The 23,202-nt window shown below is 71.4% G+C and carries 20 protein-coding genes; 8 read left to right on the forward strand and 12 right to left on the reverse strand.

From position 1 onward, the window contains the following. Positions 1-29 precede the first annotated feature (29 nt). Positions 30-1,736 carry a bifunctional metallophosphatase/5'-nucleotidase gene (locus tag MILUP08_RS33195; protein WP_007466227.1) on the reverse strand — a complete coding sequence of 569 codons (1,707 nt, stop codon included), beginning with the start codon at positions 1,734-1,736 and terminating at the stop codon, positions 30-32. 323 nt (positions 1,737-2,059) lie between these two features. On the opposite strand from MILUP08_RS33195, the gene MILUP08_RS33200 reads away from it, so the two are divergent. Then, positions 2,060-2,857, forward strand: coding sequence for an alpha/beta fold hydrolase (locus MILUP08_RS33200; protein WP_202805243.1), 798 nt, complete (start codon positions 2,060-2,062; stop codon positions 2,855-2,857). 22 nt (positions 2,858-2,879) lie between these two features. Here MILUP08_RS33200 and MILUP08_RS33205 read toward each other — a convergent pair whose 3' ends face one another. Both MILUP08_RS33205 and MILUP08_RS33210 read right to left on the reverse strand, forming a co-directional pair. Further along, positions 2,880-3,536 (reverse strand): hypothetical protein, encoded by a 657-nt coding sequence (locus MILUP08_RS33205; RefSeq protein WP_007466230.1) that lies wholly within the window; start codon positions 3,534-3,536, stop codon positions 2,880-2,882. An 11-nt stretch (positions 3,537-3,547) separates the two neighbouring features. After that, positions 3,548-4,327, reverse strand: coding sequence for a phosphodiesterase (locus tag MILUP08_RS33210; RefSeq protein ID WP_007466232.1), 780 nt, complete (start codon positions 4,325-4,327; stop codon positions 3,548-3,550). A 170-nt stretch (positions 4,328-4,497) separates the two neighbouring features. On the opposite strand from MILUP08_RS33210, the gene MILUP08_RS33215 reads away from it, so the two are divergent. Continuing rightward, on the forward strand, positions 4,498-5,919 hold the full coding sequence (locus MILUP08_RS33215; RefSeq protein ID WP_039907084.1) for a GGDEF domain-containing protein: 1,422 nt from the start codon (positions 4,498-4,500) through the stop codon (positions 5,917-5,919). Positions 5,920-5,987: 68 nt separating this feature from the next. On the opposite strand, the gene MILUP08_RS33220 is transcribed toward MILUP08_RS33215, so the two are convergent. Next, entirely contained in the window at positions 5,988-7,049 is a 1,062-nt protein-coding gene (locus tag MILUP08_RS33220; RefSeq protein ID WP_007466236.1) for an aspartate-semialdehyde dehydrogenase, read from the reverse strand. A 5-nt stretch (positions 7,050-7,054) separates the two neighbouring features. After that, positions 7,055-8,320, reverse strand: a complete 1,266-nt coding sequence (locus MILUP08_RS33225) for an aspartate kinase (protein ID WP_007466238.1) — start codon at positions 8,318-8,320, stop codon at positions 7,055-7,057. Between the two features lie 267 nt (positions 8,321-8,587). Between MILUP08_RS33225 and MILUP08_RS33230 the strand changes: the two genes are divergently transcribed. Continuing rightward, positions 8,588-9,376 carry a hypothetical protein gene (locus MILUP08_RS33230; RefSeq protein WP_144057054.1) on the forward strand — a complete coding sequence of 263 codons (789 nt, stop codon included), beginning with the start codon at positions 8,588-8,590 and terminating at the stop codon, positions 9,374-9,376. Between the two features lie 85 nt (positions 9,377-9,461). Further along, positions 9,462-9,992 carry a nitroreductase family protein gene (locus tag MILUP08_RS33235; RefSeq protein ID WP_039907087.1) on the forward strand — a complete coding sequence of 177 codons (531 nt, stop codon included), beginning with the start codon at positions 9,462-9,464 and terminating at the stop codon, positions 9,990-9,992. 5 nt (positions 9,993-9,997) lie between these two features. On the opposite strand, the gene MILUP08_RS33240 is transcribed toward MILUP08_RS33235, so the two are convergent. After that, positions 9,998-10,990, reverse strand: a complete 993-nt coding sequence (locus MILUP08_RS33240) for an ArsR/SmtB family transcription factor (RefSeq protein WP_039907089.1) — start codon at positions 10,988-10,990, stop codon at positions 9,998-10,000. Between the two features lie 71 nt (positions 10,991-11,061). Here MILUP08_RS33240 and MILUP08_RS33245 point away from each other — a divergent pair, with 71 nt between their 5' ends. Together MILUP08_RS33245 and leuA are read left to right on the forward strand one after the other, a co-directional pair. Next, the gene (locus MILUP08_RS33245; RefSeq protein WP_007466246.1) at positions 11,062-12,333 is read left to right on the forward strand and encodes an MFS transporter; all 1,272 of its coding nucleotides are present in this window, start codon (positions 11,062-11,064) and stop codon (positions 12,331-12,333) included. A gap of 237 nt (positions 12,334-12,570) precedes the next feature. Next, the gene (leuA, locus tag MILUP08_RS33250) at positions 12,571-14,322 is read left to right on the forward strand and encodes a 2-isopropylmalate synthase (protein WP_007466249.1); all 1,752 of its coding nucleotides are present in this window, start codon (positions 12,571-12,573) and stop codon (positions 14,320-14,322) included. A gap of 30 nt (positions 14,323-14,352) precedes the next feature. Here the strand turns inward: leuA and MILUP08_RS33255 are convergent, their stop codons facing one another. Continuing rightward, positions 14,353-15,846 carry an MFS transporter gene (locus MILUP08_RS33255; RefSeq protein ID WP_007466252.1) on the reverse strand — a complete coding sequence of 498 codons (1,494 nt, stop codon included), beginning with the start codon at positions 15,844-15,846 and terminating at the stop codon, positions 14,353-14,355. A gap of 107 nt (positions 15,847-15,953) precedes the next feature. Here MILUP08_RS33255 and MILUP08_RS33260 point away from each other — a divergent pair, with 107 nt between their 5' ends. Next, complete coding sequence (locus MILUP08_RS33260; protein WP_039907092.1) at positions 15,954-16,595, forward strand: HNH endonuclease family protein; 642 nt, start codon at positions 15,954-15,956, stop codon at positions 16,593-16,595. Beyond that, positions 16,595-16,987: a hypothetical protein gene (locus tag MILUP08_RS33265; RefSeq protein WP_007466261.1), complete on the forward strand. Its 393-nt coding sequence runs from the start codon at positions 16,595-16,597 to the stop codon at positions 16,985-16,987. The genes MILUP08_RS33260 and MILUP08_RS33265 overlap by 1 nt, the downstream gene beginning before the upstream one ends. Positions 16,988-17,089: 102 nt before the next feature. On the opposite strand, the gene MILUP08_RS33270 is transcribed toward MILUP08_RS33265, so the two are convergent. The 5 genes from MILUP08_RS33270 to MILUP08_RS33290 all read right to left on the reverse strand — a co-directional run bounded on the left by MILUP08_RS33270 (position 17,090) and on the right by MILUP08_RS33290 (position 23,054). After that, complete coding sequence (locus tag MILUP08_RS33270) at positions 17,090-18,190, reverse strand: ABC transporter ATP-binding protein (protein WP_007466263.1); 1,101 nt, start codon at positions 18,188-18,190, stop codon at positions 17,090-17,092. After that, the gene (locus MILUP08_RS33275) at positions 18,187-19,173 is read right to left on the reverse strand and encodes an ABC transporter ATP-binding protein (protein ID WP_007466265.1); all 987 of its coding nucleotides are present in this window, start codon (positions 19,171-19,173) and stop codon (positions 18,187-18,189) included. The genes MILUP08_RS33270 and MILUP08_RS33275 overlap by 4 nt, the downstream gene beginning before the upstream one ends. Before the next feature lie 55 nt (positions 19,174-19,228). Next, complete coding sequence (locus tag MILUP08_RS33280; protein ID WP_039907095.1) at positions 19,229-20,188, reverse strand: ABC transporter permease; 960 nt, start codon at positions 20,186-20,188, stop codon at positions 19,229-19,231. An 86-nt stretch (positions 20,189-20,274) separates the two neighbouring features. Then, positions 20,275-21,282, reverse strand: a complete 1,008-nt coding sequence (locus MILUP08_RS33285; RefSeq protein WP_007466269.1) for an ABC transporter permease — start codon at positions 21,280-21,282, stop codon at positions 20,275-20,277. Between the two features lie 98 nt (positions 21,283-21,380). Beyond that, positions 21,381-23,054 carry an ABC transporter substrate-binding protein gene (locus MILUP08_RS33290; protein WP_007466271.1) on the reverse strand — a complete coding sequence of 558 codons (1,674 nt, stop codon included), beginning with the start codon at positions 23,052-23,054 and terminating at the stop codon, positions 21,381-21,383. Positions 23,055-23,202 lie beyond the last annotated feature (148 nt).

The raw sequence follows: 23,202 nt of genomic DNA on the forward strand, positions 1-23,202 counted from the left end.
CTCCGGGGCCCGATCGTCGGGGTACGCCGTCAGGCGGCGGGGACCTCGGCGGTGGTACGGATGCGGTCGAGCGCCGGGGCGGAGACCGGCGACTGCGCGGTCAGGTACGCCACGAACGCGTCCAGGTCGATCTGGCCGGTGACCTGGTTGGTTCCGGCGGTGAGGGCGCTGAAGCCGTCGCCGCCACCGGACAGGAAGTTGTTCACCGTCACCCGGTAGGTGGCGGCGGTGTCGACGACGGTGCCGCCGATGGTGAGGCTGCCCCGGACCACCCGGGTGCCGGAGCACGGATCGGCCACGGTGCCGGTGGCACCGTTCGGGTCGACGACGTAGCCCACGGTGGACGACGGGTACAGCGTCTTGCCGGTGACGAACTGCTGCTCCAGAACGCAGTAGAGCTGCGCGCCGGTGAGGTCCAACGTCACCAGGTTGTTGGCGAACGGCTGCACCGTGAACGCCTCCTCGTAGGTGACCGGGCCGGCGTCCAGGTCAGCCCGGACCCCGCCCGGGTTCATGAAGGCGGCGACCGCGTTCTGCTCGTCGTCGGTGGCGGCGAGCTGCGCGTCAGCGATCACGTTGCCCAGCGGAGACTCCCCCAGCGTCGTACCGAAGAGGGTTTCCTGGGTCTTGGTGAGCGCCTGGCTGGTCACGCCGACCTGTCGTTCGGCGACCGGGCCGAGCACCGTCTTGTACCGGTTGATCAGCTCGGTCTGCTTCGGGTCCTTGGCCACGTCCCGGGTGACCACCACGTTGTTCGCGGCGGCGGAGAGCACGTCACCGGTCCGACGGTCGATCTTCAGGTCGATGTCGGTGACCAGGCGGCCGAACGAGCTGGCGCTGGTGACCAGCTTGCCGTTGATGTTGCAGTTGTACGCCTGGTGGGTGTGGCCGCTGACCACCACGTCGATCGACGGGTCCATCCGGTTGGCGATGTCCACGATCGGCCCGGTCATGCCGACGCAGTCGTTGATGCCACCGGTCGTCGCCTGCGCGCCGCCCTCGTGCAGCAGCACGACGATCGTCTGCACGCCCTTGCGGCGCAGCTCGCGGGCGTACCGGTTGGCGGTCTCGGCCTCGTCGGTGAAGGTGAGGCCCGCGACGCCCTGCTGGCTGACGATCTGCGGGGTGCCCTCCAGGGTCATCCCGATGAAGCCGACCTTGACGCCCTGCACCTTGTGGATCGCGTACGGCGCCATGAGCGGCCTGCCGGTCGCGGTCTTGAAGGCGTTCGCGGACAGGTACTGGAAGCCGGCGCCCCGGTACGGGGTGCCGTCGGCACAGCCGTCCACCGGGTGGCAGCCACCGTTCTGGATCCGCAGCAGCTCGGCGGCGCCCTCGTCGAACTCGTGGTTGCCGACGCTGGCGTAGTCCAGCCCGGCCATGCTCAGCGCCTCGATGGTCGGCTCGTCGTGGAACGCGGCGGAGAGCAGCGGGGATGCGCCGATCAGGTCACCGGCGGCGACCGTGATGGTGTTCTTCTTCTTGGCGGCGGCGCGCAGCTCGGCCAGGTGGGTCGCGAGGTATTCGACGCCGCCCGCGGTCTGCCCGGCGATGGTGCCGCTGCTTCCGCTCGGCGGTTCGAGGTTGCCGTGGAAGTCGTTGAGTGCCAGCAGGGTGACGTCGACCGGCTTCGGTCGCGCGTCGGCCTGCTCGGGGGTGGTGGCGACCGCGCCGAGCGCTGCCACCGCGAGCGCGGTCAGGCCGACAGCGGCCCGACGCATCCCGGGTATGGACATGGAACTCCTCGTGAGAATCGGCGCGTGCGGTGCCCGGCCTGTGGGTCGACCGGGCCGCCGACCGACGCCGTCGGAAGGGTCGGTCGCGAATGGCGGCGGTTGGGAATCGCCGCCCGCCTCGACAGCCTCTCATCCGGACGCCGGTCGGTCGAGCCGGGCGGCGGATCGATGCCGTCGATGCAGGCAGCGGGCCAGAGCTGCGGATACGCCACTGCGGGCGCACGGGCCGACGTGACCGGTGGTCGATGGCGGACTGCCGGACAAAGTCGGACCCGTGGTCTAGAAAGGACCCGATGGCAGGCGGCGCGGATGGAGGCGGCATCGTGAGCGGAACGGCCCCGACGGTGGAGCAGGTGCGATCGGCGGACGGCACGCCTGTCGCGTACGAGCGGTCCGGCGCCGGGCCGGCGATCATCCTGGTGGGCGGCGCGTTCAACGACCGCGGCACGACCCGAGCGTTGGGTGACGCGCTGGCGCCGGATTTCACCGCCGTCGGCTACGACCGTCGGGGGCGGGGCCAGAGCGGGGACACGGCGCCGTACGCGGTCGATCGGGAGATCGAGGATCTGGCGGCCGTGGTCGACGCGGTCGGTGGCAGCGCCGCCCTCTACGGGATCTCGTCCGGTGCGATCCTGGCCGCCCTCGCGGCCGCGCAGGGCGTGCCGCTGACCGGGCTGATCCTGTTCGAGCCGCCCTTCCAGGTGGGCCCGCATGTCGGCATCCGGGAGGACATCTCCGCGCGACTCTCCGAGCGGATCGCCGCCGACGACCGGGACGGCGCGGTGGAGATGTTCCTCGTCGACTCGGTGGGCCTGCCGGCCGAGGCGGTCGCCGGGATGCGGGCGCAGCCGATGTGGGGTTCGCTGACCGCTATCGCGCACACCCTGCCGTACGACGCGTTGGTGAGCGCGGGTGGTTCATTCCCGGTCGACCGGCTGGGGACGATCACCACCCCGACGCTCACGGTGGACAGCACCGGCAGTCCACAGTGGCTGCGCGACGCGAGCCGCGCCGCCGCCGACGCGGTTCCCGGTGGCCGGTCCATCAGCCTCGACGGCGGCTACCACGAGGTGCCGCCCGCCACGCTCGCCCCCGCGCTACGCGAGTTCCTGCTCGGCTGACGACCCCTGCACGCATCCACGGTCAGTCGGCGCTGAGCGCGTCGGCGACCAGGGTCGTGACGGCGTCGGGCGGCCAGCCGTCGGCGACTCCGGGGCGCTGCGCCAGGTAGTCGGCGATCCGCTCGGCGGGCCAGCCGTGTGACTCGCGCAGCCCTCGGGCGATCATGCCCAGGTAGGCAGGTGCCGGTGGCCGGCACCGCACTGCCGACGCCGGCTCGGGGGCGGTGAAGGTGAGCAGCGGGACGCCGGCGCGACGACCGGGGCAGATCAGGGTCTCGTAGCGGCCCGGGCCGAGCGTCGCCCGCCCGTCGGCGACCGCTGCGTCGATTGCCGCGCCGGTCGCCGGGACGAGGTCGGCGGTGTCGCCCGTCGGGCGGTACATCTCCTGGGCGGCGATGTCGGTGAACTGCTCGATGGTGACCAGGTAGGCCCGTGCGGCGGCCTCGCCCGGCAGCTGCGGGTCGTAGAACGCCATTCCGCCGGTCCACGCGCGGGACTCGCCCGCGAAGTAGATCCCGCCCGGCAGCCACACCGGCGCCGACCGGCTCGGTGGGCGGGGGTCGCGGCAACCCGGGTACGTCCGCCGGCCGCCGGGCGGGCAGCCGCCGCCGATGTACCAGGCCAGCCGGGCGGCGTGCATGTTCGAGCCGTACGCCACGTACCAGACGGTGTCGGGCATGGGCGGTGCGCTCAGAAGCCGCAGGTCTGGCCGGCCGAGTGGCTGATCTGCACGACGTGGGTCACGCAGCCGCCGGGCTCGACCCGGTGCAGCAGGAAGGCGGTCGGCTCGGCGACCCAGCCGATCAGGTCGTCCTCGGCCATCGTGAGCGTGGACTGTTTCCACGTGCTGGGCGCCACGGTGAGCACCGTGCCCGCGTACCCCGTGGTGACCGTGCGGTGCAGGTGCCCGGCGGCGACCCGCACGACGTGCCGGTGCCGGCCGATCACCTCGGCCAGCGCGGGCCCGTCGGCGAGCCGGATGGTGTCCGCCGTCGGGATGCCGACGGCGACCGGCGGGTGGTGCAGGAAGACCATGGCGGGCACGTCGGGTCGACCGGAGAGGACGCCGTCGAGCCAACCGAGCTGCTCCTCGCCCAGGTTGCCGCCGCCGCTGCCGGGGGTGAGCGAGTCGAGCACGACGACTGTCGCCGCCTCGTGGTCGACGTGGTAGTAGGCGGAGAATCCGCCGCCGAGCCAGGGCGTGCCACCGAACGCGTCGAGCAGGGACTCCCGGTCGTCGTGGTTGCCGGCGACCAGGTACACCGGCAGCGGGAACCGGCCGATCAGGTCGCGCAGCGCCGCGTACTCGTCGGGTCGGCCGTGGTCGACCAGGTCGCCGGTGATGACCACGCAGTCGGGGCGCGGGCGGAGGGCCAGCACCCGGCCGAGCGCCCGGTGCAGCCCGGCGGCCGGCTCGGCGGCGAGCAGGCCGGTGGTCACGTGCGGATCACTGAGCTGGGCGATGAGCATGGGGGCTCGCCTCCTCGGCGCCGGGAACTCCACGCTATCGCCCGCCGCCTTTTCCCACAGCCTCCGTCCACAGCCTGTGGATAGCACATGTGTACGAAGCTCAGACGACCTCCGTCAGCGTGAGTACCCTTGATCGCGCCGACCCCTCCCCTACCTGGAACGACGTGCGAGTGGATCATCAGCGAGTCATCCGTGACGTCACCGTCCGCCTGTCGATGGCGTCGAGCGCGCCGGAGGCCTGCCGGCGGACGGTCGCCGCGCTGTCCCGCCACACCCCGGCCACCATCTCGGTGCTGCTCGAAGCCCACGACCGGCTGCGCTGCGTGGCGGCGACCGGCGCGTGGCAGGTCTTCGCGACCGTCCCGGCGCGCACCGGGATCGTCGGCCGGGTGTACGCCACAGGCGTCGCGGCGGTGGTCCCCGACGTCACAGTCGATACCGACTACCTCCCGGTACGCCCGGACGTGACCGCCGAGCTGTGCGTGCCGGTGCGCGACCCGGCGGGACGGGTGATCGGCGTACTGGACCTGCAGTGGAGTGAGCCGGTCGACCTGGAGCCGTGGCGGGAGACCGCGCAGCGGCTGGCGGACCGACTCGGCACGCGGATCGCCGCGCTGGGCGGCCCTCCGTCGGAGAGCCGCAGCGAGAAGCTGCTTCGGCACGCCGCCGCGCTCTCCGCCGCGTCGACCGAGGAGGGTGTGATCAGCGCGGCGGCCTCCGCCGCCCGGGAGGTGTCCACCCTCTCCACCGCGGTGCTGCTGATCGGCGACCCGCAGGGTGCCCGGCTCGGGCCGTCACCGCTGGCCGGGTGCGAGTTGGAGACCCGCATCCGGACGGAGTTGGCCGAGGCCGGGCCGGAGGCGCTCGGCCGGATGATCGACCGGGCGCACCGGTACGGCGCCGGGTACACGCTGGGCGAAACGGGGCACCCGCCGACCGAGGACTACCGTCCGCTGACCCGGGCCGGGGTACGCACGCTGATCGCCGTTCCGGTCGGGCCGCCGGACACCGGCGGGGCGCTGCTCGTCGCCGACGAGCGGGCGCTGCGGCCGGACCCGACGACTGTCAGCCTGATGGAGCTGCTCGCCGGGCAGGCGTGGACCAGCCTGGACCGGCTGCGTACGCTCGCCCGGCTGCGGGAGCAGGCCAGCTCGGACCCGCTGACGGGGCTGCGGCACACCGGCCCGTTCGGGCAGCGGATCGCGGCGGCCACCCCGGGGCGTACGGCTCTGCTGGCGATCGACGTGGACGGCTTCAAGACCGTCAACGACACGTACGGCCATCAGGCCGGTGACCAGGTGCTTGTCGGGCTGGCCCGGGCGCTGGAGGGGGCGTTGCGCCACGGCGACGAGCTGTACCGGATCGGTGGCGACGAGTTCGTCGCGGTGATCGAGGTGACCCGTCCGGAGGAGGCGGTCCGGATCGCCGAGCGGCTGGCCGAGGCGGCGCGACGGACCGGTCGCACGATCAGCGTGGGCGTCGCGCTGCCCCGCCCCGGCGAATCCCCCGACCGCACTCTCCGCCGCGCCGACCAGGCCCTCTACGCCGTGAAACGCCAGGGCAGAGACGGCGTCCACCTGGCCGCGGCGTGACCCTCCCCGCCGACCCCGCGTTCTGGGTTGTGCGAGCGCAGAAGCGGCAAGATCGCCGCAACGACGGGTCAGGCGGTGCGGAGTTCCTTGGCCAGGAGTTCGGCGATCTGGGCCGTGTTGAGGGCCGCGCCCTTGCGGAGGTTGTCGCCGGTGACGAAGAAGTCGAGGGCGCGCGGGTCGTCCAGGGCGCGGCGGATCCGGCCGACCCACGACGGGTCGGTGCCGACCGCGTCGATCGGCATCGGGAACTCACCGGCGGCGGGGTCGTCGACCAGGATCACGCCGGGGGCGTTGCGCAGCGCCTCGCGGGCCCCCTCGGCGTCGACCTCGGTGGCGAAGACCGCGTGCACGGCCACCGAGTGGCCGGTCACCACGGGCACGCGCACGCAGGTCGCGCTGACCTTGAGGTCGGGCAGGCCGAGGATCTTCCGCGACTCGTTGCGGATCTTCATCTCCTCGGACGACCAGCCACCGTCGGCCGGCGAGCCCGCCCAGGGCACCACGTTGAGCGCCAGCGGCGCCGGGAACGGGCCGAGGTCGTCGCCGACCGCCTGCCGGACGTCGCCGGTACGCGAGCCGAGCGCGCGATCCCCGGCGACCTTGGTGAGCTGGTCGTGCAGGATGTCCACGCCGGCCTGGCCGGCGCCGGAGACCGCCTGGTAGGAGGCGAGCACCAGCTCCCGCAGGCCGTATTCGCGGTGCAGGGGCGCGACCGCGACGATCATCGCGAGGGTGGTGCAGTTGGCGTTCGCGATGATGCCCCGGGGCCGGTTGCGGACCTGCTCGGGATTGATCTCCGGGACGACAAGCGGAACGTCCCGGTCCATCCGGAAGGCGCCGGAGTTGTCCACGGCGATCGCACCACGGGCGACGGCGATGGGCGCCCACTCGGCGGAGACCTCGTCGGGCACGTCGAACATCGCCACGTCGACCCCGTCGAACGCCTCCGGGGTCAGCGCCTGGACGACGACGTCCTCGCCCCGGCAGCGCACCCGCTTCCCTACCGAACGCTCGGAGGCCAGGAGCCGGATCTCACCCCAGACGTTGCGACGCCCGCTGAGCAGTTCACACATCACGGTGCCGACGGCACCTGTCGCTCCGACCACGGCGAGGGTGGGCAGCGCCGTCATCGGCGCTACCTACCCGTCCCGGCGTAGACCACGGCTTCGGTGTCGCCGCCCAGCTCGAACGCGTCGTGGATGGCGCGGACCGCGGCGTCGAGGTCGGTGTCCCGGCAGACGACGGAGACGCGGATCTCGGAGGTGGAGATCATCTCGATGTTGACCCCGGCGGCGCCGAGCGCGGCGAAGAAGCCGGCGGCCACGCCGGGGTGCGAGCGCATGCCGGCGCCGATCAGGGAGACCTTGCCGACGTGGTCGTCGTACAGCAGGCCCTTGAACTTGACCGGTTCCTGGATCTTGCTGAGCGCGGCCATCGCGGTCGGGCCGTCGGCCTTGGGCAGCGTGAACGAGATGTCCGTGCGGCCGGTGCCCTCGGTGGAGACGTTCTGCACGATCATGTCGATGTTGATCTCGGCGCCGGCGACGGTGTCGAAGATGGCCGCGGCGGCACCCGGCTCGTCGGGCACCCCGACGATCGTGATCTTGGCCTCGCTGCGGTCGTGCGCGACCCCGGTGATCAGTGCCTGCTCCACGGAAAGGTCCTCCATCGATCCGGTGACCATCGTGCCGGTGTTGGTCGAGTATGACGAACGGACGTGGATCGGCAACCCCGCCCGCCGGGCGTACTCCACGCTACGCAGGTGCAGCACCTTCGCGCCGCACGCGGCCAGCTCCAGCATCTCCTCGTAGGTGATGTCGCGGATGTGCCGGGCGTTGGGAACGATCCGGGGGTCGGCGGTGAAGACGCCGTCCACGTCGGTGTAGATCTCGCAGACGTCGGCGTGCAGCGCGGCGGCGAGCGCCACGGCGGTGGTGTCCGAGCCGCCGCGGCCCAGCGTGGTGACGTCCTTGGTGTCCTGCGAGACGCCCTGGAAGCCGGCCACGATGACCACCGAACCCTCGTCGAGCGCGCCCTTGAGCCGCCCCGGGGTGACGTCGATGATCCGCGCCCGGCCGTGCACCGAGGTGGTGATCACACCGGCCTGCGAGCCGGTGAACGAACGGGCCTCGTACCCCAGGTTGTGGATGGCCATGGCCAGCAGGGCCATGGAGATCCGCTCCCCGGCGGTGAGCAGCATGTCCAGCTCGCGGCCCGGCGGCAGCGGGCTGACCTGGTTGGCCAGGTCGAGCAGCTCGTCGGTGGTGTCCCCCATCGCGGAGACCACCACCACCACGTCGTCGCCGGCCTTGCGGGCGGCGACGATGCGCTCGGCCACCCGCTTGATCCGCTCGGCGTTGGCGACGGAGGACCCGCCGTACTTCTGCACCACGAGTGCCACGACGGTGCACTCCCTCCCAGCGACCCTGAGCGTGCCGACGCCGCCGGAACCGGGGCCGGCGGCGCGTGTCAGACCCCATGAGGGTATCCGGCGGGTCACGGCGGCGGGTCGGGTGATCCCACCATCCGGCCCGCGCGGCCGTCCCGGCAACGCGCGTGGCCAGGTCCGCGAGTTCGGGTGGTACGCCGAAAGTCCGCACCCGACACGCCGGGGGCCGACGGCTGCCGCCGCTGCCCGCGCCCGGCCCGGACCCACCAGAATGGGCCGGTGCCCGTCCTCTTCCGCTCGGCCGGCCGCGTGCTCGGGCCGCTCGTGTTCGCCCTGCCGGCAGTCCTGGTCTCCTGCACCACCGAACGGCCTCCACCTCCGCCGCCGGCCGATCCCGGGCCGGTCGAGGTGGACGCCACCCGGGACGAGCTGGCCGCGCTGGCCGCCGCCGCGCAGGATCGCCACCTGGTGGCGCGGTACGTGTTCGCCAGGTCCGGCCAACCGGACCGCAGCATCGTGTTCACGAGCGCGAACGACGGCAGTTGGCGGGTCGACGTGCCGGGCGGGGCGCTGGGTGGGACCGCCGACATCTCGCTGGCCGCCAACGGCGACGGGCTGTTCCAGTGCGCCCTGCCCTCGACCGGCCACCCGGAGCCGGCGCGCTGCGTACGCCTCGGCGAGCGCGACGACGCGATCCCGCGCCGGCTGGACCCCCGGATCCAGCATCCGCTCACCGACTGGCTGGACGTGCTGACCGACAGGCGCGCGCCGCTCGCGGTGGCCCTGGCCGCCACGCCCAAGGGCCTGAGCGGGACCTGCTACTCGGTCGACTCCACCTCCGCCTCGCTGAACGCGCCGGTGGACGTCGGCATCTACTGCTACGACACCGACGGCACGCCGACCGGCGTCCGGACCGAGGCCGGCACGCTGCGGTTGGCGGCCCCGCCCGGCCCGGCGCCCGCCACCGTGCAGCTCGCCGGACCGGTGGTGGCGGACGCGGACCCCCTGGACACCGCGGCCCCTCCGACGCCCGATCCGACACTCAGCCCGAGCGCGGGAACGTCCTGATCTCCATCCCGTTACGGGTGGGCTTGCCCACATTTGCCCCCGCCCAACCTGGGTGATGAATCGCCCATACGGGACGATCCTCGGCATGGCTGACCTGACTCCGCTGCTCGCCTTCCGCTGGAGCCCTCGGGCCTTCGACCCGAGCGCCACCCTGACCTCGGACGAGGCGGCCTCGCTGCTGGAGGCCGCCCGGTGGGCGCCGTCGGCGGACAACGGGCAGCCCTGGCGGTTCGCCCTCGGCCACCGGGACGACCAGAACTGGAAACGGATCCTGATCAGCCTTCCCGCCGACGACCAGGGCTGGGCCCGGAACGCCGCCACCCTGGTGGTCGGCGCGCACACCGGAGGCGACGCCGAGCGGGCCGCGTACGACCTCGGTCAGGCGATGGCCCACCTGACCCTGCAGGCCACCGCGCTCGGCCTGCACGTCCGCCAACTCGTCCGCTTCGACCGAGCCGGCCTCGCCACCGAATTCGACCTGCCCGGCGGCGTCCGACCGCTTGTCGTCGCCGCCGTCGGTCGGCTCGGAGACCCCTTCGCTCTCCCGGCCGAACTGCGTGCCCGCGAAACGGGGCTGCGGCACCGCCGGCCGGTCGCCGACCTGCTGCTCGCCTGATCGGGTCAGCCGCCCCGGCTGGCCCGGAGCAGGACCATTGCGGCGTCGGTGTTGCGATAGAGCACGTGCCGACCCTGTCGGGAACGCACGACCAGACCGGCGGCGTGCAGGGCGGTCAGGTGCTGGGAGACGTTTCCGGCGGACATCCCGGTGAGTCGGGCCAGGTCGGTGGTGGTGGTCGCCGTGTCGAGCAGGTCCAGCAGCGCGGCTCGTCCCGGGCCGATCACCCGGGCCAGTGGGTCGCCGGACGGCCGCGCGGCCCCCTCCCAGAACGTCCCGACGGCCCGGACCGGGTACGCCCCGGCCGGCATCGAGTCCTCCAGCAGGTTCCACAGCACCCGCCGGTTGGCGAAGACGCCCGGATTCAGCGCCAACCCGCGCCCGCGCAGGTCGAAGTCCCGCTCGAACGGGTCGTCGCTGACCACCCGATCGCCGAGCCAACGCAGGCTCGGGTGCAACTGCTCGAAGAACCGACCGGCGCCGCCCTCGGCGAGCTGGGCGGCCCGGTACGACACGTCGGCGTCGAGCAGCGCGCGCATCCGCGGCCAGTCCGGGGCGATCGCCTCGTCGTACCAGACCCGCACCGCGTCGACGAGCTGCGGCAGCAGCCCGCGGGGATCGCCGAGCAGCGCCCGCCCGAACTGGCTCAACGGTCGATTCGGGGTGGTCGCCAGCAGATCCCGGACCACCACGGCCGGTGGTGTCGCCGCGATCTGGTCGAGCTGCTCGGCCATCCCCATGTTGGGCAGGGCCGCCGGAGTGAGGAAGTCGGGCAGCCAGCGCTGTGGCCGGGTCAGGTCCACAAGCGGTCGGACCCGCACGGCCACCTCGGGACGACGCAGGGTGACGCGGGCGCGGTCGATCCAGGGCAGGTGCACGGCATGGCGCACCGGGTCGGCGAGCGCCCACATGCTCATGACCGTCTCGTTGGCCGGTGACACGACGAGCCGCACTCCCGCCACGTCGGCCAGACTGAACCGCAACTCCGACACACGCACCCCCGAAGCAGGATTCGGTCCAGCCTAAAAGGCTCGACCGACCTCGTGGGGGCACGGTTCACTTCCCGGCCATGGGGACCAGAGACACCATTCGTACCGCAGTCCGAGACGTCGTACCGCCGGCCGGGCTGACCCGCGCCCTGGCCGTGCAGGCCATGGTCTACGCCGTCGGCAGCGGGCTGTTCCACGCCGGAAGCGCCGTCTTCTTCACCCGGGCGCTCGGGCTCAGCGCCGCCCAGGTCGGGCTGGGGCTGTCCATCGCGGCGGGGGTGTCGCTGCTGGGCACGGTGCCGCTGGGCGGGCTCACCGACCGGTACGGACCGCAGCGGGTCTGGGTGGTGGGGTCGGTGCTGAACGCGGCGCTGTTCGCGACCTACCCGTTCGTGGGCGGCTTCGCCGGCTTCCTCGCCGTGGTGGTGGCGCTGGCCGGCGTGGACGCCGCTGTCGGCGTGGCCCGGCAGGTCTACTCGATCAACGCGCTCCCGCCTGCCGAACGGGTCACCGCGATGGCGTACCAGCGCTCGTCGCTGAACGTCGGCTTCGGGCTCGGCGCGGTGATCAGCGGCCTGGTGCTGGCGGTGGACACGATCACGGCGTACCGGGGAATGGTCTGGTTCATCGCGACGGTCTTCCTCGTGACGGCCCTGTTCGTGTGGCGACTGCCCCGGCCGCCGCAGGTGGCCCGACGGGCGGAGCCGATGGGTCGGCTCGCCGTGCTGCGGGACCGCCCGTTCATGGCGGTGTCCCTGCTGTCCGGGCTGCTCACCGCGCACCAGGTGCTCTACCTGACGGTCATGCCGCTGTGGATCCTCACCCACACCGACGCCCCGAAGACGGTGATCGCCGGACTGGTGCTGCTCAACACGATCCTGATCGTGCTGCTCCAGGTACGCGTCAGCCGGGGCACGGACACCGCGGCGGGCGCGGCGCGGGCCTCCCGCCGGGGTGGACTGCTGGTCGCCCTGGCCTGCCTGGTCCTGCCCATCTCCGGGATGACCCGGGGCCTGCTCACCGTGGTGGTGCTGGTGGCCGCCGCGTTGCTGCTGATCCTGGCCGAGCTGATCGAGTCGGCGGGCACCTGGGGGCTCACCGCCACCCTGCCGCCGGCCGGCGAACGCGGCGCGTACGTGGGGGCGCTCGGGCTCGGCGTGCAGCTGCAGTACCTGATCGCCCCGGCCGGACTGACCGCGCTCGGGGTGACCACCGGCGGGTGGGGTTGGTTACCGACGGCAGCGATCTTCGTGCTGGTGGCGGCGGCGATCGTGCCCACGGTGGCCTGGGCGCAACGGACGCCGAGGCTTGGTGCCGAGGCCCCGGACCCGGACATGACACCGGTCCCATAGTCCGGACCAGCCTTTCCACCCTCCCCTACATCACGTAGGGTGACCTGGTCATGTGGCGGGCGCTTCTCCTCCTTAGCCGCCGCGACGAGGCCTGACCGGCCGGCACCTCGTCGCGGAGTCGCTTCGCGCCGTCCAGCACATCCGAGTTTCTTCTCGGCGCCGCCGCGCACCGTCGCCCGGCAGCGCGCCGACACCTTCCGATCTGCTGACGCCACATGTTCCAGGGAGCACTCTGAGATGGCTCAACCTGTCACCGACGCCGAGACCGATCCGATCGCCCGGCAGCGCCCCAGCCAGATGCCGTACCACCGCTACCAGCCGTACCGGGAGCAGTTCCGGATCGACCTGCCGGACCGCACCTGGCCCACCCGCACCGTCGACGCCGCGCCGCGCTGGTGCGCGGTCGACCTGCGCGACGGCAACCAGGCCCTGATCGACCCGATGTCGCCCGAGCGCAAGCGGCGGATGTTCCAGCTGCTCGTGCAGATGGGCTACAAGGAGATCGAGGTCGGCTTCCCGTCGGCCAGCCAGACCGACTTCGACTTCGTCCGGCAGCTCATCGAGCAGGACATGATCCCGGACGACGTGACCATCCAGGTGCTCACCCAGTGCCGGGAGCACCTGATCGACCGGACGTTCGAGTCGCTGCGCGGCGCGAAGCGGGCCATCGTGCACTTCTACAACTCGACCTCCACCCTCCAGCGGCGGGTGGTCTTCGGCCTGGACCGCGACGGCATCGCCGACATCGCCACCACCGGCGCCCGGCTCTGCCAGAAGTACGCCGAGATCCACACCCCGGACACGGAGATCTTCTACGAGTACTCGCCGGAGTCGTACACGGGCACCGAGCTGGAGTACGCGCTTGAGGTCTGCTCGCGGGTGATCGACGTGATCGACCCGACGCCGGACCGGCCGCTGATCATCAACCTGCCGGCCACCGTCGAGATGGCCACCCCCAACGTGTACGCCGACTCGATCGAGTGGATGCACAGGCACCTGCCGCGCCGCGACAGCGTGATCCTGAGCCTGCACCCGCACAACGACCGGGGCACCGGCGTCGCCGCCGCCGAGCTGGGCCTGCTGGCCGGCGCGGACCGGATCGAGGGCTGCCTGTTCGGCAACGGCGAGCGCACCGGCAACGTCGACCTGGTGACGCTGGGCCTCAACCTCTTCTCCCAGGGCATCGATCCGATGATCGACTTCTCGAACATCGACGAGATCCGGCGCGCCGTCGAGTACTGCAACCAACTGCCGGTGCACGAGCGCCACCCGTACGCCGGTGACCTGGTCTACACCGCCTTCTCCGGCTCCCACCAGGACGCCATCAAGAAGGGCTTCGACGCCCTCGCCGCCGACGCGTCGGCCGCCGGTGTGCCGATGGACGAGCACACCTGGGCGGTTCCGTACCTGCCGATCGACCCGAAGGACCTGGGCCGCACCTATGAGGCGGTCATCCGGGTCAACTCGCAGTCCGGCAAGGGCGGCGTCGCGTACATCATGAAGAGCGAGCACCAGCTGGACCTGCCCCGCCGGCTCCAGATCGAGTTCTCCGGCGTCGTGCAGCAGGTCACCGACCACGACGGCGGCGAGGTCGACCCGCGTGCCATGTGGGAGATCTTCGCGACGCACTACCTGCTCGACCACCAGCCGAACCCGGCGGTCCGGTTCGGCGGCTACACGATCGGCACCAGCGACGGCAAGGTCGAGATCGAGGCGCAGGTCGGCGTGGGCGGCGAGCAGCGCTCGCTCGCCGCGGTCGGCAACGGCCCCATCGACGCGTACGTCAACGCGCTCCAGGCGGTCGGTGTGGCCGTGCGGGTGCTCGACTACCACGAGCACGCGCTGTCCTCCGGTGGGGACGCGCAGGCCGCCGCCTACGTGGAGTGCGAGGTGGACGGTCGGACGGTCTGGGGTGTCGGCACCGACGCCAACATCGTCACCGCGTCGATCAAGGCGGTCACCAGCGCCGTCAACCGCGCCCGCGGCTGAGGTCACGCGCCGCGCCCCCGAGGTGGTTCGCTACCTCGGGGGTGTGGCGGCGGGCATCGAGTGACAGGGCTGCGACGGCGGGGCCGCCCGGGGCGGGCGGTGCACAAGCACGAGGGCCAGCACCGCGCCGGCCAGCAGCAGCCCCGCACACCAGGCCAGCGCTCCCCGGAACGCGTCGGTCAGCTCGGTCTTCTGCTCGTACCCGCCGCCGGAGAGGCCGACAAGCAGCGGCAGCGCGGCCACCGCGAGCAGACCGCCGGCACGGGACGCGGCGTTGTTGAAGCCGCTGGCCACCCCGGAGAACCGGTCCTCGACGGCCGCGAGCACCGAGGCGGTCAGCGGCGCCACCACCAGGGTCAGTCCGAGGCCGAAGAGCAGCACGCCGGGCAGCACGTCGGTCCAGTACGACGCGCCCGGGCCGACGCCGCGCAGCAGCAGCAGACCGACGGCGGCCACCACCGGCCCGACGGCCAGCGGCAGCCGAGGGCCGATCCGCGCCGACAGCGCGCCCGCCCGCGCCGACCCGACGAGCAGCAGCACCGTCATCGGCAGCAGCGCGATCCCGGTGCGGAAGGCCGACCACTCGACCACGTTCTGCAGGTAGACGGCGAAGAAGAACGTGAACCCGTTGAGCGCCGCGTAGACCACGACGGTGAAGATGTTCAGGACGGAGAAGAGCCGGCTGCCGAACAGCCCGGTGGGCAGCATCGCCGTGTCGCCGCGCCGCCGTTCCACGAGCACGAAGGCCACCGCGGCAAGCACCCCGACCAGCGCGGCGATCAGCACCGACGCCGAGGCGAAGCCCCGCGCGGGCGCGTCGATCAGGGCGTACGTGACACCGGCGAGCGCGAGCGCGCCGAGCAGCGCCCCGGCCACGTCGAACCGGCGTCGCGTCCGGCCCGGCCCGTGCGTCCGGGAGGCGTTCTCGTCCCGGCTCTCCGGCACCCAGCGGGCGGTGGCAAGCACCACAAGCACGGCGATCGGCACGTTCAGGAAGAAGATCCACCGCCACGACAGCGCGTCGATCAGCCAGCCACCGAGGAACGGGCCCAGCGCGGTGGACACACCGGACAACCCGGCCCAGGCGCCGATCGCCTTTCCCCGGTCGTCCGGGTGAAAGCTGGCCTGGAGCACCGACAGGGAACCCGGGGTGAGCAGTGCCCCGCCGGCGCCCTGGAGGAACCGGGCCCCGATCAGCCAACCGGTGCCCTGGGACAGCCCGCACAGCACCGACGCCAGGGTGAACCACACCACCCCGATCAGGAAGACCCGTCGTCGGCCGAAGCGGTCCCCGAGCGCCCCGCCGAGCAGCACGAACGCCGCCAGCATCAGCAGGTAGCCGTTCACGGTCCACTGGAGATCGGCCACGTCGGCCCCGAGATCCTGGCCGAGTTTCGGCAGCGCCACGTTGACGACTGTGCTGTCGAGGAAGACCATGCCGGAGGCGAGCACCGCGGCGAGCAGCGTCCCCCGGCCGGCGGCGGTGCCCATTCTAAGAGCGGGCGACGGTACGGCAGTGGTCATCTCACCAATCTGCCTTGCAGGATGTGGGAGACGCCACGAAACGCCGAAACCGTGCCCGGGTACTGTGCGCAATCGCCGGGAGCCCGCAAGCTGGAGAGGTGTCGTCTGTGCGTACCAGATCAGGACCGCGCGCGGCGGTGACCGCGCTCGTCGCGGCGCTGGCGCTCGGCGTAGCCGGTTGCGTCCCTCCGGACGAGACGGGAACGCCGCCGCCACCGACGGACGGCGGCAACGCGGCGCAGCAGTTGGGCCAGTTGACAGTCGCCACCGCCGGCTCGATGAAGGGCTACAGCCGCGAGCACTTCCCGCACTGGCGGAACACCGGGAAGAACTGCGACGTGCGGGACAGCATCCTGCAACGCGACGGCAAGGACGTGAAGCTGTCCGGTTGCAACGTCGTCGGCGGTCGCTGGGAGAGCGCGTACGACGGCCGCAGTGCCACCGATCCCTCCGACGTGGACATCGACCACATGGTGCCGTTGGCCAACGCGTGGCGCTCGGGCGCCGACGAGTGGGACGACGCGAAGCGCGGCGACTTCGCCAACGACACGACCCGGCCGCAGCTCCTCGCGGTTTCCGCGTCCTCCAATCGGGCAAAGGGTGACCAGGACCCGTCCCAGTGGAAACCGGCGAACCGGTCGTACTGGTGCCAGTACGCCAAAGACTGGGTGACGGTCAAGCACCACTGGCGGCTGACGGTGACAAGTGCCGAGAAGGCCGCCCTGACCGACATGCTGGAGGGCTGCTGATGAGCGAGGGAGCCGTGACAGGCGGCGAGGCGAAAGGTGACACAGGCCCGGCCGCCGCGGGCATGACCGCGGATGGCAGCGCCGAACCCTCGGCCGCGGTGCCGGGGGCCGGCATGGTCGCGGACTCCGACGGCGCCGGTGGCGCGCAGAGCCGCACTGCCGACATCGTGCCCGGTCCGGGTGGGGTGATGACCGACGAGGTCGGGGTGGTCACCGGCGAGTTGACCCTCCGCACCGAGTACGCCGACGGCAAGGTCACGCTGCGGGTCCAGTACAAGGATGCGGACGAGTGGTACGCGGTGACCGGCGGCTCGGTCCCGCTCGCCGACCCGGCGGGGCTGGACGCGGTGCACGCCGTGGCGGTGGCCCTGCTGCACCGCCCGGAGGGCTGACACCACAGCCGGCACCGTCGACCCGTGCTGCAACCGGGGGCCGTCCTGTGACAGGACGGCCCCCGGTTGGCGTCACGGCGCCGCGATCACCTCACTGTCGCATCACGGCGTCGGGATCAACTCTCCCGGCGGGTCGAGCGGGCCGGTGCCCTCGGCCGGGCGGACCAGCTCCACCTCGACCTCGTGCGGCCGGATCCGGCCGGCGGCGATGTCCTCGGCGAAGTGGCAGGCCACCCGGTGCCCGCCGACCACGTCGCGCAGCGCCGGCCGCTCCTCGGCGCAGCGGGTCGGCTGCGCCCACGGGCACCGGGTGTGGAACCGGCAGCCCGACGGCGGGTTGGTGGGCGAGGGCAGGTCGCCGGCGAGCAGGATGCGCTCCCGACGGTCCTCGACGACCGGGTCGGGCACCGGCACCGCGGACATCAGCGCCCGGGTGTACGGGTGCATCGGCTCGCGGTAGAGGTCGTCGCTGGACGCCTCCTCCACCAGACCACCCAGGTACATGACGCCCACCGTGTCGGCGATGTGCCGGACCACCGCCAGGTCGTGCGCGATGATCAGATACGTCAGGCCCCGCTCGTTCTGCAGGTCCTCGAGCAGGTTGAGCACCTGCGCCTGGATCGACACGTCGAGTGCGGAGACCGGCTCGTCGGCGACGATCAGGTCCGGGTTGAGCACCAGGGCCCGGGCGATGCCGATCCGCTGGCGCTGACCACCGGAGAACTCGTGCGGGTACTTGCTGAGGGCCGACGCGGGCAGGCCCACCGCCTCCAGCGTCTCGCGCAGCCGCCGGTTGGTCTCGGCCTTGTCGCCGGCCAGCCCGTGGGCCTTCAGACCCTCCACGAGCAGCGACTCCACCGACTGTCGGGGGTCGAGGCTGGAGAGCGGATCCTGGAAGATCATCTGCATGCGGCGGCGGGCGTGCCGCATGGCCTCGCCCTTGAGGGAGCGGACGTCGGTGCCGTCGAAGACGATCTCGCCCTCGGTGGGCTCGACGAGCCGGAGCAGGCCACGGCCCAGCGTCGACTTGCCGCAGCCCGACTCGCCGACCAGGCCGTACGTCTCGCCCTTGCGGATGCTCAGCGACACGCCGTCCACCGCGTAGACGTACCCGATGGTCCGGTCGAAGAGCAGGCCACTCTTGATCGGGAAGTGGACCTTGACGTCGCGCAGTTCGACCAGAGGTCCGGTCTGTTCGGTCATCGGACCGTCACCTCCTCGGAAACGGGGTTGTTGCAGCGCAGGTCGCCGCCGGTGGCGGTGGGCTCGAGCGGCGGCGGCCCCTCCAGGCACGCGTCCACGACGTTGTCGCAGCGCGGGGCGAACGCGCACCCCTCGGTCCACGGGATGTTGTCGGAGACCGACCCACGGATCGCGTGCAGCCGCTCACCGCGCGGGGAGTCCAGCCGTGGCACCGAGTTGAGCAGTCCATGGGTGTACGGGTGCCGGGCGTGCGCGAACAGCTCGTGCCGTCGGGCCCGCTCCACGACCTTGCCGCCGTAGAGCACGTTGACGGTGTCACAGAGGCCGGCCACCACGCCCAGGTCGTGCGTGATCATCACGAGCGCGGTGCCAGTGTCGTCGACCAACTGCTTGAGCAGGGTGAGGATCTGCGCCTGAATGGTCACGTCGAGCGCGGTGGTCGGCTCGTCGGCGATCAGCAGTCGGGGCTTGCAGGCCAGGGCGATGGCGATAAGCGCGCGCTGGCGCATCCCGCCGGAGATCTGGTGCGGGTACTCGCTGAGGCGCCGTTGCGGGTCGGGAATCCCGACGGCGTCGAGCAGGTCCCGCGCCTCCCGTAGCGCCTGCTTGCGGTCCCGGCCCTGGTGGCGTTCCAGCACCTCGGCCACCTGGACGCCGATCGGGATGACCGGGTTCAACGACGACAGCGGGTCCTGGAAGATCATGCTGATCTCGCGGCCGCGCCTGTCGCGCATGTCGTTCGGTCGCAGCTTCAGCAGGTCGGTGCCGTCGAAGAGCACCTCGCCGCCGACCTTGTTGCCCCGCTTGGGCAGCAGGCCCATGATGGCCAGGCTGGTCACGCTCTTGCCGCAGCCGGACTCGCCGACCAGGCCGACGGTCTGGCCCGGCTCCACGGTGAAGCTGACCTTGTCGACGGCGGTGAAGGGCCGCTCGCCCCGCCGCTGGAACACGACGCTCAGGTCTCGGACGTCGAGCAGGCTCATCGGGTCACTTCCTCTCGCCGACTCACGCCGGCAGTGCTGATTGCGCCCACCGCGGTCACCGCCGGTTCTTCGGGTCGATCGCCTCGCGCATCGCCTCACCCAGCAGGGTGAAGCCGAGCGCGACCACGATGATCGCGAGCGCCGGGTAGTACGCCAGCTCCGGGCGGACCTCGAAGTAGCGCTGACCGTCCACGCCGAGCATCAGGCCCCACTCGGCCCGGTTGATGTCCGGGTCACCGAGACCCAGGAAGGAGAGCGCCGCGGCGTCCAGAATGGCCACCGCGAAGGTGAGGGTGGCCTGCACGATCACGGCGGTCAGCGAGTTGGGCAGCATGTGCCGCAGCACGATGTTGCGCTCCTTGACGCCGAGCGCGCGGGCGGCGAGCACGTGGTCGCTCTCCCGCTGGGCCAGCATCGAGCCGCGCAGCAGTCGGGCGAAGATCGGCACGCTCACGATGGCCACCGCGAAGATGACTGTCCACTGGCTCGACCGGCTGGCCATCGCGACCAGGGTGATCGCCAGCAGCAGGCTCGGCAGGGCCAGCATCACGTCGGTGAGGCGCATCAGGACGACGTCGACCCAGCCACCGAAGGCACCGGCGATCGCGCCGATCAGCACGCCGAGGGAGAGACCGATCAGGGTGGCGAGCACACCGACGAACAGGGTCTGCCGCGCCCCGTAGATCATCCGGGACAGGAAGTCCCGGCCGAGCGGGTCGGAGCCGAACGGGTGCCCGGCGGTGGCGCCCGGGATGCTGTCCACCGTGAGGTTCTTCGTCAGTTCGTCGAAGCGCTGCACCGGATCGTGCGGGGCGATCAGCGGGGCGAAGATCGCCACCAGGATGAACAGTCCGACGATGCTGGCACCGACGATGGCGACCGGGTTGCGCCGCAGCCGGCGTACGGCGTCACGGACGAGGCTGACGCCGCCCCGGTCGGATGCGCTGGCCCGGGCCAGCTCGTCCAGCCGCGCCTTCTTGCGGTCGCCGAGCACGCCGATGCTGCGCTCGCTCATGCCGGGGCGAGGCTTGTCGTCCCCGCTGCCGGGCTTGTCGTTCCCGCTGCGGGGCGTCGGCGCTCCGGCCTGGGTGATGGGGTCACTCATCGCACACGCACCCTGGGGTCGATGAAGGCGTAGGAGAGGTCGACCAGCAGGTTGACCACCACGAAGACCAGCGCCGCGAGCAGGATGATCGCCTGGAGCACCGGGTAGTCCCGGCCGCCGGTGATCGAGTCCGTGATCAGCGTGCCGAGGCCGCCCCAGTTGTAGACCTTCTCGGTGAGCACCGCACCAGAGAGGAGCGCGCCGGTCTGCAGGCCGATGGTGGTGACCACCGGTAGCAGCGCGTTGCGCAGGATGTGGCGGCCACGGATGGTGCGGTGCCGCAGGCCCTTGGCCTCGGCGGTCCGCACGTAGTCCTCGTTCAGGACGTCGAGCACGCTGGCCCGGGTGATCCGCACGATCACCGCCAGCGGGATGGTGGCGAGGGTGATCGCGGGCAGGATCAGATGCCACAGCGCGTCGGCGCTGGCGTCGAACTCCCGGGTGAGCAGCCCGTCGAGCACGAAGAATCCGGTGACGTGGGTGTTGTCCAGACCGGTGGTGAGCCGCCCGGACGGCGGGAACCAGTGGATGTTCTGCGTGAAGACGTCCTTGAGCAGGTAGCCCAGGAAGAAGATCGGGATGGAGATGCCGAGCAGGGTGCCGGCGATGGTGAGGTTGTCCAGCGAGCGCCCGCGCCAGCGAGCGGCGAGGTAGCCGAGCGGCACCCCGAGGCCGACCGCGATGATCATCGCGGCGAGGGCCAACTCGATGGTGGCCGGGAAGGCGCGGCTGATGACCTCGGTGACCGGGTCACCGGTCCGGATCGAGTTGCCGAAGTCGCCGGTGACGACTCGCTGCATGAACTTGCCGTACTGCACCAGGATCGGCTGGTCGTAGCCGAGCGCCTTGGTCAACAGGACGCGACGCTCGGGCGTGGCCCGCTCGCCGAGCAGCGCCTCGACGGGGCCACCGGGCAGGTTCCGCAGCCAGATGAAGATCAGCGCCGACAGCGCTATGAGGGTCACCACCAGCTGCAACAGGCGGCGAACTATGACTCGCAACATCTCTCACACACCAGACTCTCGATGAATCGCGGATCGGCCCGGGCCGGGAGGAACCCCGGACCCGGGCCGATCACGCCTACGGCGTCAGCCGACAAACGTCACTTGCCGACGCTTACCGTGTTGAATCGCTCGTCGGTCAGCGGGCTGGCCACCATGCCCTTGACATCCTTGGTGACGACGATGGCCGGCGGGGCGTGCCAGAGCGGCACGGCCGGCAGCCACTTCGCGGCGATGTCCCGGTTGACCTGCTCCCAGGCCGCCTTCTTGCCAGCGTCGTCGACGGTGGCGTCGGCCTTGGTGATCGCCTCGAACATCTCGGTCATCGACTGGTCGCCGAACTCGACCTTGGCGCGGCCGAAGAACGTGCCGACGAAGTTGCCCGGGTCGTTGTAGTCACCGGTCCAGCCGAGGATGTGCAGGTCCTGCTTGCCGAACTGCTGCACGTCGTCCTTGAAGCCACCGTTCCACGGGCGGGGCACACCGTTGACCTTGATGCCCACGGCCTGGAGGTCGTTGGCGAGGACGGTGAAGATCTCCTGCGGGTTCGGCATGTACGGCCGGGAGACGTCCGGCGGGTAGTAGAAGTTCAGCGTCAGACCCTCGGCACCGGCATCCTTGAGGAGCTGCTTGGCCTTGTCCGGGTTGTACTCGTACTTCTGCACGTCCGGGGCGTAGCCGAGCACGGTGTCCGGCATGAACTCGTCGGCGACCTTGGCGCCACCCGGGCCCTTGGTCTGCACCAGCTGCTGGCGGTTGAGCGCGTAGGCGATCGCCTGGCGCACCCGCAGGTCCTTGAGCTTCGGGTTCTTCTGGTTGAGGCCCAGGTAGAGGACGTTGAACGCCGGGCGGTTGATGACCTGGAAGCCCTCGCCCTCCAGCGCCTTGCGGTCGGCCGGGGCCGGGAAGTCGATGCCCTGGACCGTGCCGGCGCGGAGCTCCTGCTTGCGGGTGCTCTCGTCCTTGATGATCTTGATGATCACCTTGTCGACCTTGGCCTTGTCACCCCAGTAGTCCGGGTTGCGGTTCAGGGTGATCTCGTTCTTGGCCTTGTCCCAGCCACCGAAGGTGAACGGGCCGGTGCCGACCGGGTTGGTGGTGGCGAACGCGCTGTACTCGAACGAGTCGCCGTTCTGCTTCACCGTGTTGGCGTCGTACTTCTTCAGCGCCTCGGGGCTCGCGATCGAGAGCGAGGTCAGCGCGAACGCGCCGGGGAACGCACCCTTGTACTGGTTGAGCGTGACGACGGCGGTGCCGCCGTCCTTCGCCTCGCACTTGTTGTAGACCGGCTTGCCGGCGTCCGGGCTCTCGTTGTTGGCGAAGCCCCCGAAGACGTCCATGTAGTAGATCATCTGGGACTGGGCGGCAGCGCCCTTCATGTTGTACCAGCGGTCGAAGTTGAAGCAGACCGCCGCGGCGTCGAACGGGGTGCCGTCGTGGAACTTCACGCCCTGGCGGAGCTTGAACGTCCAGACCTTGCCCTCGGGGTCGTGCTCCCAGCTCTCGGCCAGGCCGCCCTGCAGCTCCGCGGTGCCCGGCTTGTGGCTCACCAGGGTGTCGAACATCTGCCGGACCGGCCGGAACGACTCACCGTCATCGTTGAAGATCGGATCGAAGTTCTTCGGGTCACCGGCACCCGCGAAGATGAAGGTGCCGCCAGTCTTGGCCTCGCCACTGTCGCCGTCGCGCTCGCTCTTCGCGCAGCCGGCCGCGCCGACCGCCAGAGCGGCAACGGCCGCGATGGCCATGGCCGTTTTAAGCCTTCTCGCCTGCATCTCTCACCTCTGTCATGCGCATGACCACGCCGAGCTGTGGCTCGGTCCGTGTGCGGGAGGCTATGACATGTCACACGTAAAGAGGAACGGGCGTCAGGCAATCGCTACCAACCCGACACCTTGTGCGGACGTCTGACAGTCGACGGCA

This window comes from Micromonospora lupini str. Lupac 08, from assembly GCF_000297395.2.
Taxonomy (GTDB): domain Bacteria; phylum Actinomycetota; class Actinomycetes; order Mycobacteriales; family Micromonosporaceae; genus Micromonospora; species Micromonospora lupini.

Coding starts and splice junctions, on each gene's coding strand:
- MILUP08_RS33195 (WP_007466227.1), bottom strand. CDS start 1,736: ATGTCCATACCCGGGATGCGTCGGGCCGCTGTCGGCCTGACCGCGCTC.
- MILUP08_RS33205 (WP_007466230.1), bottom strand. CDS start 3,536: ATGCCCGACACCGTCTGGTACGTGGCGTACGGCTCGAACATGCACGCC.
- MILUP08_RS33210 (WP_007466232.1), bottom strand. CDS start 4,327: ATGCTCATCGCCCAGCTCAGTGATCCGCACGTGACCACCGGCCTGCTC.
- MILUP08_RS33220 (WP_007466236.1), bottom strand. CDS start 7,049: ATGACGGCGCTGCCCACCCTCGCCGTGGTCGGAGCGACAGGTGCCGTC.
- MILUP08_RS33235 (WP_039907087.1), top strand. CDS start 9,462: ATGGCTGACCTGACTCCGCTGCTCGCCTTCCGCTGGAGCCCTCGGGCC.
- MILUP08_RS33245 (WP_007466246.1), top strand. CDS start 11,062: ATGGGGACCAGAGACACCATTCGTACCGCAGTCCGAGACGTCGTACCG.
- leuA (WP_007466249.1), top strand. CDS start 12,571: ATGGCTCAACCTGTCACCGACGCCGAGACCGATCCGATCGCCCGGCAG.
- MILUP08_RS33255 (WP_007466252.1), bottom strand. CDS start 15,846: ATGACCACTGCCGTACCGTCGCCCGCTCTTAGAATGGGCACCGCCGCC.
- MILUP08_RS33265 (WP_007466261.1), top strand. CDS start 16,595: ATGAGCGAGGGAGCCGTGACAGGCGGCGAGGCGAAAGGTGACACAGGC.
- MILUP08_RS33270 (WP_007466263.1), bottom strand. CDS start 18,190: ATGACCGAACAGACCGGACCTCTGGTCGAACTGCGCGACGTCAAGGTC.
- MILUP08_RS33275 (WP_007466265.1), bottom strand. CDS start 19,173: ATGAGCCTGCTCGACGTCCGAGACCTGAGCGTCGTGTTCCAGCGGCGG.
- MILUP08_RS33280 (WP_039907095.1), bottom strand. CDS start 20,188: ATGAGCGAGCGCAGCATCGGCGTGCTCGGCGACCGCAAGAAGGCGCGG.
- MILUP08_RS33285 (WP_007466269.1), bottom strand. CDS start 21,282: ATGTTGCGAGTCATAGTTCGCCGCCTGTTGCAGCTGGTGGTGACCCTC.
- MILUP08_RS33290 (WP_007466271.1), bottom strand. CDS start 23,054: ATGCAGGCGAGAAGGCTTAAAACGGCCATGGCCATCGCGGCCGTTGCC.